At 41.2% G+C, this 13167-nt stretch carries 8 protein-coding genes; all 8 read right to left on the minus strand.

Annotated elements, in window-relative coordinates:
• The 8 genes from ESA94_RS01910 to ESA94_RS01945 all read right to left on the minus strand — a co-directional run bounded on the left by ESA94_RS01910 (position 1) and on the right by ESA94_RS01945 (position 13146).
• Positions 1-2820 (minus strand): glycosyl hydrolase, encoded by a 2820-nt coding sequence (locus tag ESA94_RS01910; protein ID WP_240670961.1) that lies wholly within the window; start codon positions 2818-2820, stop codon positions 1-3.
• Positions 2821-3136: 316 nt separating this feature from the next.
• Positions 3137-4366, minus strand: a complete 1230-nt coding sequence (locus ESA94_RS01915; protein WP_129129164.1) for an oligogalacturonate lyase family protein — start codon at positions 4364-4366, stop codon at positions 3137-3139.
• A gap of 303 nt (positions 4367-4669) precedes the next feature.
• Positions 4670-6250 carry a family 43 glycosylhydrolase gene (locus ESA94_RS01920; protein WP_240670962.1) on the minus strand — a complete coding sequence of 527 codons (1581 nt, stop codon included), beginning with the start codon at positions 6248-6250 and terminating at the stop codon, positions 4670-4672.
• Positions 6251-6252: 2 nt separating this feature from the next.
• Positions 6253-7620, minus strand: a complete 1368-nt coding sequence (locus ESA94_RS01925) for a TolB-like translocation protein (RefSeq protein ID WP_129129166.1) — start codon at positions 7618-7620, stop codon at positions 6253-6255.
• 48 nt (positions 7621-7668) lie between these two features.
• Entirely contained in the window at positions 7669-9330 is a 1662-nt protein-coding gene (locus ESA94_RS01930) for a GH39 family glycosyl hydrolase (protein WP_129129167.1), read from the minus strand.
• Between the two features lie 268 nt (positions 9331-9598).
• A complete protein-coding gene (locus tag ESA94_RS01935; RefSeq protein ID WP_129129168.1) occupies positions 9599-10927 on the minus strand; it encodes a rhamnogalacturonan acetylesterase in 1329 nt (442 codons plus the stop codon).
• A 3-nt stretch (positions 10928-10930) separates the two neighbouring features.
• Positions 10931-12289 carry a glycoside hydrolase family 88/105 protein gene (locus ESA94_RS01940; protein ID WP_129129169.1) on the minus strand — a complete coding sequence of 453 codons (1359 nt, stop codon included), beginning with the start codon at positions 12287-12289 and terminating at the stop codon, positions 10931-10933.
• 236 nt (positions 12290-12525) lie between these two features.
• Entirely contained in the window at positions 12526-13146 is a 621-nt protein-coding gene (locus ESA94_RS01945) for a hypothetical protein (RefSeq protein ID WP_129129170.1), read from the minus strand.
• Positions 13147-13167: the final 21 nt, after the last annotated feature.

Below are 13167 nucleotides of genomic sequence, written 5' to 3' on the forward strand. Positions count from 1 at the left end.
TTATTTTAATGAAGTTAAGGTAACCGGCCCTATCAATCCCGATGACAACGGACTCCATGCAGCTGCTGTAAAGATGCCCTTCTTGGCATTCTCCGGTTTGCGTGCAGGCATGTTGGTGTTATAAAATATTTTCCAGGGAAGATTGTTTTGATCCATGTAAATAATGCGGTTGGCCATTAAGTTGGCAACAATAATTTCAAGCTTGTTATTCGCCTGCATGGCTGATGCAGGAATGACACATTGAAATACAGGTCCGATCACTGTTGCGATCTTTTTGCCATTGAGAATTACTTCTGCTGTCTCATCTACATTACCGAGATCGAGCAGGTATGAACCTGCAGTACCGGTTGGCTTTGCAAAGGAGATACTGTACTTCGCTGTGCCGGAAAAATGTTTTACATCAGCTGCACCTAATTCTGTCCACGATTTTAATTGTGTTGTTGTGATGGCAGCAGGAATGGCTGGTCCGCCTTCAAGGAAGTTGATCGTCCACTCTCCTTTTATTTCCTGTGCTGTGCCGTTTGTTTCTTTGTAAGGAAATGCTTCGCCTGTTTTCTTTACAGTATAAGATTGTACAATGATTGATTCGAATGATTGTAATTGCAGCAACACTTCTATTGCACCATTGCTGTTCTTACGAATTTTTGCCAAACCTTTCTTACCGGTCATTGCATCAAACAAGGCAAACGAAGCTGCATTGCTATTGAGTTCGATCCATTCTTCGAATGGTTTATCGGTGCGGTTGTTGATGAGCCAGATAGTTCCATCATTGTTTTTCCGGCGCAATACCGACAATCCTTTTTCTGCATAGCTTTCTTTTCTTACTTTGGCAACCTGCAACAATGCTTCCATATCATCACTCACAACAAACTTTCCTTTACCAACTGTTGCCTGTTGCACATTGTTTGCTGTTGCAAATTTTAAACGACCGATCAGTTGCTGAAATGTTTTTCTTCTTGCATCAAGCTGATTAAAACCCGGCACATCCTGCGGCAGATTTTTATACACTAAGATAGTTGCACCTTGTTCAGCCAGTTTCATTATCTGGGAAAATGCTTTTTCATTGATTAGTTTATTGGCAGGCAATAAAATGGTGCGATATACATTACCACTGCTAATGATATTGTTTCCATTGTTGGTAAAATTCTGCAGCTGACGTTCGCTAAAGAAATCGAAACTATATCCTTTCTCCACCATCCATTTTGATACATGTTCAAAATCGGTGTTCACAAAATTCCGTTCCATGCCATCAAAGTGTTGCAGCATGACGTTGCCCGGCTCTGCATAACGATCAACAATGGGATAATAAACCAACACATCATTATCAGGCTTGCCCTTCTGTAAAAAACTTTGTGTACGGGTGATGTAGGTATTCAACGCATGAAAATCTTTCCACTGCGGATTGGTTGGTTGAAAATGCACGGCTGCATAAAATAACCAGCCCGGCCATTTTGCTTCCTTTGGCGAATATTCTGTACCGTGATAAAAAATATGATTCACACCGCCGAGGAAATACAGATCAATGATCTTCTTTACATCGCCCCAGCTTGATAAGAAATGTTCATTGAGCCATGTTGCCGATTCAGATGATACGAGTTGTTTGCCCGATACATTCGCTGCTGATGTTGCAAATTTGAAACGAAGAATATCTGTTCCTTCTGTTTCCGGAATATCAACCACGCTGTACAAGTCTAATGTATTTGCAGGAGAACCATGCGATTGGTTACGCAACATCTTTCCTTTTGTGCCTGCCCATTTTTTCCAGGTAATGGTGAAATGTTCCAGCAGCAGTTCATCAATTACCGAACGGTAATCGTAGATGACACGACTGTTTTTCTCTTGTGTATCTTTTCCAAACAGTGCAGGCAATTGTGTTTTAAGATCGTAGCCTTTGCGTTTTATGAACTCTGCAAAGAAATCCGGCGTCCAGTTACTTTGTCCTCTTGCATCATCCACTTCATACGAATCGTTGAAGAAAGAACGGAGATAAGAAATATCATAACCTTTGAACGATGCATCAAACTTTTTAAAATAGTTGTTGGCTGCATTCAATGAAAAGTGATCGATGGCATATCCTTCCCCGCCGGGTGCTGCACGTTCCACCATCTTACCATGCAAGCCCTGGAATAATGCGTACAATGTCCAATTGCCTGTTGGAGCAGTCCAATTTAGTTTTCCGTTTGCATCAACTTTTGTTGTGAGATCAACCGTTTCATTTTTATCAGAATAAGCGATCAATGTCTTTAAAGACAATTTGCCGGGATATTGAATCTGATCCAAGGCCAATGCCTGTAGATTTTTATTCGTCCACACAGGCTTTAATACTTGGTCGAATGTTGCAGGTTTATTATTGGCTGTGCGAATGAACCCTTCGTTTTTGTATTCAACAGCTTCACTTAATTGTTCGCCACCTTTAACGTTGAATGTTTTATAGAAAATACTTTTGCTTGCATCTTCATCTTTCACCCATGGTCCGCCGAAAGGCCAGCCTGTTCCGTTTGCCAGGTCAACACCTAGACCCAAACGTTTTGATTCATTGAGCGTGTAAGAGAACATCTGCATCCATTGTGGCGAGAGAAAATTGATGAACTGATTTTCGTAACCTTCCACACCATAAATGGGTGTTAATTCAACGCCACCTAATCCGGCTTGTTGGTATTGTTGAAGATTCCATGTAAGATCGGCTTTGTTTACTGCACTTCCTTCCCACCACCAACGTGTCCAGGGTTTGGTGACATTTGTTACAGCAGGCCAGTTGATCTGTGCTGTTGCTGCAAAACCGTGTGCTACAATCGCCGATGCAAGAATTAATTTTCTCAATGTTTTTTGTTTAGGATTCATCTTGTTTATTCAATTCAAGCGTGACTACGGCACGCAAATATGATTTATTATTTTTCTAGTAATCAGTTGTTCCTACGGAACAGGGTGATGCACGTAACATTTAACTCATAACACATAACTTCTTTAAATCAAACCCACCCCTAAATCCCCTCCCAAGAGGGGAAGCTCTCACACAGCCCTCGCTTCTCAACCTATCTGCTATTACTCTTGCTCATCTAGTTTTCAGACACTCATAACACATAACCCTTAACCCGTAACTTCTTTCATTCACCACTCACTATTCATCACTCATCATTCATAGTTCCACCGCATACACATTCTCTATCCCTTCAAAGTTTGCACGAAAGATCACCCACTTTCCATCCGGACTGAAATGCACATTGGGTTCAAGGCGATAATTGTGATGTTTCATATTCACCAAACGTGTTGCTGTAAATTTATCGCCATCGGGTTTAAATAAATAGATCCACATACCATCTTTTGCTCTTGCTACCTGTCCGGCATCACCACCATCACCACAAAACAAACTATTGTCTTTATTGCTGTTGAAATGAATACTCCATTCATCACGCTGCAATTCGTACTTTGTTTTTGCGCCGGTGTTTACATTATGACCTTCCACATAAAATTTGGTGCTGCGTGGTTGTTGAAGATCGTACCAAATGGTTTGTCCATCAACACTGGGCCACTCATGACCTGCAATTTCCATATCCATAATCCGCTTATGAATCTGTGTGATCTTTTTTGTTTTTACATCGATCGTCCAGATACGGTTCACTTTATGCCAGGGGCCTTCGTGACAAAACATCAATAAGTTGGGATCGGTTGAAGAGAACTGCACATGATTCAACCATGCACTATCACTATGTACTTTGTCCAGTTCTTTTGTTTTTACATTGATCGTAAACAAAGTGCGTGGCAACTTTGCTTCGTAGATGATGTTGAAGTAACTTGATTTGTTGGGATATTTTTTGAACAGTTCTTTTTCTTCGTCACTTGATTTGGCACCACCCAGCAAAGTACCATCAGCATTGATGGCTGTAACTGTTCCTTTAAAATCGGCAGGAAAAACAAATACCTGCTTTACTTCTTTTGTTTTTGCATTTACACTGAATACAGTATCCCTTATCTGGTAATAAACAATTCCCTTTTTGTTATCAACGATCTCACCATTCATGGGCAAGCGATGATAAGTGAGCTGCTCTGTCTTTAATGTTTTCAGATCAAGCAAATGAATTTGTCGGTTGCCCGATATAACAGTGGAGATCTCCTGCTTGCGTACACTATCTACATTGTTTTTGTTGCTGCTGTAAAACACCATCGAGTTACCGATGAAGGGATTGTTGTGAAAGTAAAAGCTGAGATTGCTCCTGCCTTCCAGTCTTGTTAATTTGATGATGCGATGTTTTGTGTCTTGATCGATCCATTCGTCCGGCATCTTTTTACCACCGGTTTCGAGGACTTCCTGTGCATGCAGGCACAATACAGTAGCGAACAGCAGAGCAACCGTTGAGAGCAATTTCATTTTATACAGCTTTTAAACAGCCTATAAAGTAAAGCTTTAATGGCAGGATGGTTGTCCTGTACAATCCTGCTATTTCCCGGCCTGTTTCAGTGCACGGTACCTTCTCCGTACATCGGGGAAAAAGATGAAATTAAAGTAAAGGAAATTTACGACAATGATAATGTAAGCGACATTAAAGGGGAACTTCGAACGATACCTTACCATGGTGCACTCCAGCGCAATGATGGTGAGTGCCACGGTAAACAATTTTGGATTAATCACTTTTCTCATAAGAATTGGTTAAGTCGTTCGGCTGCAAGTTAATCATTTTGCCCGTACCAGCATTACATCATCCACATAACAAAAGGCATTGGCGGCCCCTTCTGCCACAAAACCAATTTCCACTTTCCCTCCTTTCACTAATACACGTTCAATGGTGATTGTTTTCCAGTTTGCATTTTCTTCTTTGATGGAATAAAAGCGAACCTTTTCATTACTCTGTGCATACATGTTCAATACCGTAAAGCCGCTGCTGTTTTTCACTTTGGCTGTTAATGTATAGTTGCCATCTTCCAGTTTTACATAGGGTGATGAGGCGATGACCTGATGCACTCTTCGATTAAAGCCAACCTTATCACTTATCTGCAAACTCTTTTCTCCGATCACTGTTTTACGATCGGTTGCTGTGTTGAAATAATTCAGCACAGGTGAACTGTTACTGTCGAGTGAAACTTTGTTGCCTTCAATTACAGTCGTTGTCCAGCCAAGCAAAAACTCCTGCACAGGTTTTACATGACTTGGAATACGTTTCCTGTCTGCTTCAAAACTTCCATTCATTACGTAGTTATGATCGGCAGCAGTTTTCCACTCCCCTGTTTTTGCATTTACATTCCATGAGCTAAGTGAATTGAAATAAGGTTCGGCGCCGTTAAATGAAAGCGGAAACCATTGATTATAACCCAAACCATTACCTGCAAAGTTTGCCCAACGATCACCGCAGTAAACAACTGTTTCCTGTTTACTTCCTTTGATGTTGAAGAAAAATCCTGTTTGTGTTACATGTGCATAATCATTCTCGCTTCCTTTCATCACCTGCATATTGTTTACTGGTGTGTAAGGCCCACGAATATCATCGGCAACTAAATAGTAAGCATACGATGCATCCCATCCATAAATGTTTGATGCCGCCATATAATACTTTCCTTTGTATTTGAACATGCAGTTGCCTTCCCTGCTTTCGCCCTGGAATACTTTAATGCAGTCCAATAAATTCACCATGCCATCTTTTGCACCAATTTCAGAAACATAAATTTTATTTCTGCCGCTGCCATAGGAATAAATGAGATAAGATTTACCACTGTCTTCATCGGTAAATACTGTTTGATCGCCGGTGTTGGTTGTACCAATCATCTCTTTCATATTGATACGTTGGTGCGAGGTGAATGGACCCGTTGGCGAATCAGCAACTGTGATCAATACCTGGTTGCCATGTTGCACAATCATGGTATACTTATTCAACTCTTTGATGTAAGCAACACCTAAACGACCAACCCATGTTTTAGGAACTGTTTTAAATGCTTCTTCTTTTGTAAACACATCTGCTTCAAATATCCAGTTTACTAAGTCGGTTGAACTGTAACAGGTAACCGATTCAAACGTAGCATTGGGCAATGTGATAGAAGGATCGTTGCGATAAATCGCTGCTTCTTTGTATTGAACACCGTACCAATAATATTTTTGATTGCCGGTAGCATCTTTAAATTTAAAAATACCACCGCCCTGACTATAGATGGGTTTGCCATCTTTCGTATTCCAGAAAACATCGTTCTTGATGTTGAGGAATTGTGCATGCACACTATTAATGAACAGCAGCACAACAACGATGTGTATTGAAAATCCTTTCATATTTACTTGTACTTTCTTTTCAACCATTCTTCCGGCAGGTAAATGATGCAGATGTTCATGGAGCGATTGTCGGCCGACAACATCGCCGATTGAATTTGAATTTTTGTTCCGTCATCACTCATTGTTGGATGCGGATGATCGGCTGCAGTTGTTTTATGACCTGCAGATAATAACATCATTTCATTTGTATGACGGTCGATGAGATAAATGTTGCGGGTAAAATCATCACCTACTGCCCAGCGACCATCAGGCGAACCCGTTACATGCCACAAACCGCTACCACTTTTTGTTTGCCCGGCAATATAACTTTCTCTTGTGCGGAGATTCACAATAGCAAGACCTGTTGGTTTTTCTCTTGTACCGCTTGGTCCCCATGCAGCATCCTGTCCGGGGTTTGCACCACCAACGCCCGTACCTGTTGTATCAACGCCACCGATCTTACGGTGACCCATAATCGCAATTGCCACTTCATCTTTACCGATCACCGCTTCATGTGTTACCCATTCGTATGCTGCTTCGGGATAAAGAGGACGAAGACCTGAACCATCACGCTTCACCGTCCATGTACGTTGCGGTGATTTGCCACCTGTCTCCCAACAGAAAACAATTTCACCCGACATCCACGGATTGCTTTGTATATGACCTATCTGAAAAGGAACCGATACAACATATTTTATTTCGCCTGTCAATACATTCATTGCGGCAATACCATTTGGTCCTGCACCCATGTTGCGTGGCCCGAAATTATCTGCAGGTTTTGTTCCTGCTGCCAACTGTTTTGCTGCTGCATTTTTTCCCACACGGAAATAAGCCCACTCTTCATCGCCATCCAATGCCATATCGCCACCACCTTCCAGTTCAATGGGAATAGTTCCGCAAATACGTTGATAGATATGTACAGGTTGCATCTTGCCTGCTTTGCTGTCGGCAAAAACTTTTGCAAGATCAACTTCTACTATTTGTAATGGGATTTGATTTCTTCTGCGTGTTGTATCAGTCGTTGTTCTTCTTGCAGTATCACGCTCTGGCATCCGCATAAAATAAAGCTTCATGCTTTTGCGTGCAATGTTGAGCATGCCGGTGTAACCACCTTCTGTTACCTGCACCATCTCGCCGGTTTTTTCATTCACCGCCATTGCTTCGCCACGAGTACGGCTGCTGCGGAAGATGAGCCATTCACCATCACTCGTCCATTGATTATGCGTTTGATAAATTTTTGAATCACCTCCGGGTGTGGAAGTTAAAAACACAAGTCTTGCACCTGTTACAGGGTCTTTTATTTCTTTTCGTTCCGATGGAAAACGTTTGCCGATCTGTGCCGATGCAAACATTGAAATACACATTGCTGCAAAGAATAAAATCTGTTTCATGTTTTTGTTTTTTTTCACTTGCCCCGCCTTTAAAGGCGGGGCAAGTAATCACCAATCAAGTTTCAATAAACTAACTCCCTGTTGCGGTAAGGAAATATTCATCGTCAATACGCCATTTGTTGTTTTTAATTTCTTTGGTTGTCCTGTTGTTTTTAACTGACCTGCTTTTTCCAATACAGCAATTTGTTCTTTCGTTGGGTTTTGTGGTGAACCCATTTTCTTCCATACTTCGTAACTATTGCTATGCTCATTATCGATGCGGTACTCGGTGACAGTTACATTCGTTGCAGGAACACCATCTACTGTTACCCGTACAGGCAATGCAGGTTGCTGCACATCGTTATCATGATAGTTCCAGATCATGACTGTTGCAGAACGTTTATCTTTTGCTGCCAATCCACCAACATCATTATAACTTTTGCGAACACTTGAATCAACCATGGTTTTCAGATCATACATCTGGCTGCCCTGCAACAACACCCTGTTACCTTTCATCATACCAAACATGCGAAACACATTCAGCACCGGTTTATCTACACCGTTCGTTGCAAGGTCACGAAAGCCATAGAACCAGGGTTGATTCTCAAATTCAAATGCCCATGATACTGCACCAAGAAAATTTATTTTGAATGAATCGGCCAGTAGATACTTGCGTGCAAACGATGCAGCGGTGTAACTGGAGAACATCGTTCCGTTACGATACGCATTCTCAGGATTGGTGTGCATACCACAGGCCGCACAACCTTCAGGATCACTTTCGCCAATGATGATGGGCAGATGTTTTAACTGCGGATAAGATGCGACAAACTTGAACCCTGCATTGATATCACGCAACTGCGTACCCATATTCATTTGCACATGACCATTTACAACACGTGGTGATCCTTTTGCATGAAACAAAATTGCATCAACAGGTGAGCCGATCTTCTTTGTTACATAATTCGTATCGCTGTAACAATGTTTTACAAATGCATGCAACCATTCCTGTGCTCCTTTGCCTGCAGTGCCTGCAATATTTATTCCACCGATCTTTGCAGTTGGCAATGCACGCTTCGCAGCATCGGCGGTATAATCATACAGTTTAAAGAACTCTTCTTTTGTTCCTTTCCAGTAACCATTGGGCTCGTTCCACAATTCCCAATACCAACTCTCCACTTCCTTTTGTCCGTAACGTTCTACACTATGCTTCACCCACTGGTAAATTAACTCGGCCCATTTGTTATAATCCTTCGGCGGATAAGCCCAACCTGTAATGATCTTGAAATAAGGATCACCAGGTTTCCAATCATGTTTGTATGGTTGAGGATTGGTTGATAATGCTTCGGGCATAAAACCAATTTGCGCCAATGGTTTCATACCACGTTGTATGTAGGTATCAAAAATACTGTCGATGATGCGCCAGCTGTAAACAGGATTACCATTTGCATCTTCGGTGTAAGCATTGGTGCTGCCCCATTTCAATGCAGGTGTTCCATCGCCTGTAACCAATAAACTATGTGCCCGTACATAAACAGGAACCGGACTTAATGCAGCGATCTCCGACAACAACTTCTTTCCATCTTTCATGTACGTATAGTTTGGTTCATCGTAACCAAACCATGCCCAAACAGGTTTCATTGCACCCACTTCTTTTTTCAGATCAACTTGTATTGTGGGCGATTGTGCAGATGCAACTGAACAAATAAATAATGCAAGGAAAAGATGTTTCATGTATGTTTTGTTTACCGGCTTTTGTATTTCATAGCATCGTCTGTTGTGTCACTCACTTGTGCGTTCAGTTTTCATAGCAGCAGACCTCATCCTCTTATCCTTCTCCTTTAGAGAAGGACGGCACTTCTATCTATATCCAAACTTTATCACTTCCACATCGGCTTAAATTCTTTAATCATCTATCTTAAAACGTTTAAGTGTCATCAGCACTTTCATAAAGCCAGGGCTGTGCGTTGACTTCTCCCCTTTCAGGGGGAGTTAGAGGGGGTTAATTCCCATCCGGCTTCGTACTCGTCATAAACGAACTCAACGGCCAATAGAATTGTTCAAATGCCAATGGTTTTGCTGGATCATAAACAGGTACATCTGTTTTAATAAATTTCTCTAATGGCAAATGCTGTTCACGAATACTTTGCACAATACATTTTGCTAACTCATACGCACCATACGTACTGAAATGTGTATTGTCTTCCAACTTGGTTGTTTGTCCGGGAAATGTATTGGCAGGATAATGCACAAATGCTTTGATGGAGTTTGTTGGCCCCCACGCTTCGTACAACACTTTGCTCATCGCATTCAAATCAACAACAGCTACATTTTCTTCTTTCGCTGTCTGGCGAACAGCTTCCGGATATTCCAGCAATGTATTGATGATCTTTCCGTCTTTATCAAAATTGCGGCGATGCATAGATGTAACCAGTACAGGAATACCGCCTTTCTTCTTTACTTCAGCAATGTATTGCTTTAATAACTTTTTGTACGAAGTAAAAGGACCGATACCCGGGCCTTTCTGCTTCATATCATTATGTCCAAACTCAATGAACAAATAATCACCAGGTTTCATTAAGCTCAATATCTTTTCCAAGCGTCTTGCACTTAAAAACGAATTGAGTGCTTCACCACTCTCTGCATAATTGGCAACAGCTACACTACCCGGTGCTAAAAAGCGTGGGATCATTTGTCCCCATGCAGCCCAGGGCTCACGACTTTGATCAACTACTGTTGAATTGCCAGCCAGGAAAATAGTGGCAGCTGTTTTGTTAGGTGTGATCTCTATTGCACACACTTTCGGTAACGAATCATTGAATTCAATAGTGAGAAAATTATCCCAATGCAGGTATTCGTATTCACGTGGCTTTAGCTTCACTGCTTTTACAATGTTGCCTTTTGCATCACGGATCAAACTGTCACGCACATTCACCGTAAATGTTTCGGTAACAATTTTTCCTTTTGCAGTGCGGATATTCTCAAGCATTAAGCGCCTGCATTCAGCACGCACTGTTGTAGCCGACGTTCCTTTCTTATCACCGAAAATAATTTTTACATCATAATTGCCATCAGGAAGATTTACTGAAAAGTAAAACGGCTTTGTGGATGTGATGTAATCATCATTCACCGTTTTACCGCCACGATCAACAGCGGTCACTTCCGACTCAGCAGTAAAACCATATCCTTTTTCATTGGCGAATTTCGAATCGGGTGTAACAGCGGTATAACCTTTCTTTACACGACCATTACCAAAATCGAACTTATATGTTTGTGCGTTTACAGCAACACTTAATAATACAACAGCAACAGAAACAACAATATATTTCATGATTTACTTTTTCGACAGTTGCAGCGAACTGTCATTGATCTCGAATTTAAATTGATTGAGTAATTGATAAATTTCAGCACCTGCCATGATCACCGGGCCGTAACCGTGTGCAGCAAACACGTTCACCGGACGGTAATAATAAAACGCAGGATCAAACGCCATTCCTGTGCCCACACAAGTTCCTTCCACCTGTCCCTGTGCATTTACTTTTGTTGTTACAGCATTCCACGCAAGAATTGCGGTTGGAGCGTATGTCATTGCATCGATCCATCCTTTATTAATCGCATGTGTAATGCAGTATGAATAAATGGCAGTGGCAGATGTTTCCAGGTAAGAATCTGTACGATCAAGCAACTGATGCCAGAAGCCGGTACCATCCTGGTATTGCATCAAACCATTTACATGCGCTTTGAACTGCTGCAACACAAATGCTCTGCCCGGATGTGTTTCAGGTAATGCATCCAGCACTTCGCACATCGTTAATAATGCCCAGCCATTTGCTCTTGCCCAACGAAATTCAGGATGATGTTCCATGCTTTCTACCCAGCCATGCATAAACACACCTTTGTCTTTGTTGAACATGCGCTTGCTGTACAACTGTATCTGGTTCACTGCATCATCATAATATTTTGTTTCGCCTGTAAGCTTACCCATGAATGCCATGGTAGGCACACCCATGTACAGATCATCGAGCCATAATGTATTTGCCTGCGGACGCATACGTGCAAGCGTTCCGTCTTTCAAACGGTATTCTTTGTTCACAACATAATCCGACAGATGATCAATGATCGGACGAAGATTATTACTCAAGCCACTGTTCTGTGCTTTGATCATGGATGCGCAAACAGCACCTCCATCATCCAAAGCATGCGGCGCAATGGGCTGCGACAGCAATCCTTTCTTACGGATATAATCTAACGGAAATTTATTCTTGATTGCAGGTATCCATTTCGCCAGGAAATCATATCTCGTCTTCACGTACGCTGCATATTTCTGATCACCTGTTGTTTCAGCAGCACGTTGAAATGCAGAATAGGTAACACCCCATTCGTAACTGGTTAAACGGAAATCGCCTTGCTTCAACACGGTGTTTGTATCCAATGCATTTACATCGGTTACTGCAGCACCGGTTTTCTTATTCATCATTTCTGCAGGCGTAACGGCATTGAGATAGTTGTACACTTTATCTACTACAGCCTTTACACTTTCTTTAGTAGGTGCACCATATGGCGAAGGATAATCCACCTTCATGGCATGCAGTGGTGTGGTTACATCGTTTTGTTTCTGTTGAGGCTTTGGTTTAACCTGTGCATTGGCTACAGCTGCAGTAATAAGCGCAGCAATAAAAAGATTTCTTTTCATAACAAACAATTCGGTTTCGTACTTATTCCGCTAAATATATTATGTCTTTAACTAACGCTATGAAACTTCCACTTAATCGATTTCGTTAATCTGAATATTTTTTTATGAATGCTTTAAATGAAAAAGACAGGTACTTTATTCCCTGCCCTTTTAATACTTTGAAAAAGTGAATAGCCCATATGCTATTCTATAAAAGTTATGGATTCGAATTAAAAATATTAATCTAAAATTCGATATTAATACCCACAACCAGCTTCGCATGTATATAACTCGTTGCTTGCATAATTATATGCCGAAATGATTGGATTTAGCCTTGTGGCGTAGTCTGTGGCAGCAGCATTCTTACAACTATCTCGCTGATTATTATTAATAAAACTATCGTTACAAAGATTTATAGCTGCCGAATAATCAACATAGGCTGCTTCTTCTTCCATCATCAGAGCATCTGCTAGCATATAATATTTCTCCATACAAAATGACATACATTCAGTACGCCAAAACTCCCGACAACCAACAGGATCATTTTCAGAGTCACAATAACTCGGAATGTAACTCCATGGACCAAATTGACGTCCAGAGATTGCTGAAGAACTATTACTTCCATTGTTACGCTTGTAAGGTTTTATTAAACCCTGTAATTGGGTATAAAATTCTTCAAAGCTAATAGTTCCCGCTTTTAATTTATTAACTAATAAATTGTAATCCTTTGGCAATTTATTAGGGACGGGCTTAGAGAACAAAAAAAGGGGTCCGCTATTTTTCTCATCTTGAACTTTGTTTGGTTTCAGCGGGTCAGATTTTGCACATGAGATTACGGTTACAAACAAAACGATTGCGATAGGTAAGATAATTTTCATAATTATAGGTTTTGAGTTTTT

This window comes from Lacibacter luteus, from assembly GCF_004118265.1.
GTDB lineage: Bacteria > Bacteroidota > Bacteroidia > Chitinophagales > Chitinophagaceae > Lacibacter > Lacibacter luteus.

Coding starts and splice junctions, on each gene's coding strand:
- ESA94_RS01925 (WP_129129166.1), bottom strand. CDS start 7,620: ATGAAACAGATTTTATTCTTTGCAGCAATGTGTATTTCAATGTTTGCA.
- ESA94_RS01920 (WP_240670962.1), bottom strand. CDS start 6,250: ATGAAAGGATTTTCAATACACATCGTTGTTGTGCTGCTGTTCATTAAT.
- ESA94_RS01940 (WP_129129169.1), bottom strand. CDS start 12,289: ATGAAAAGAAATCTTTTTATTGCTGCGCTTATTACTGCAGCTGTAGCC.
- ESA94_RS01945 (WP_129129170.1), bottom strand. CDS start 13,146: ATGAAAATTATCTTACCTATCGCAATCGTTTTGTTTGTAACCGTAATC.
- ESA94_RS01930 (WP_129129167.1), bottom strand. CDS start 9,330: ATGAAACATCTTTTCCTTGCATTATTTATTTGTTCAGTTGCATCTGCA.
- ESA94_RS01935 (WP_129129168.1), bottom strand. CDS start 10,927: ATGAAATATATTGTTGTTTCTGTTGCTGTTGTATTATTAAGTGTTGCT.
- ESA94_RS01915 (WP_129129164.1), bottom strand. CDS start 4,366: ATGAAATTGCTCTCAACGGTTGCTCTGCTGTTCGCTACTGTATTGTGC.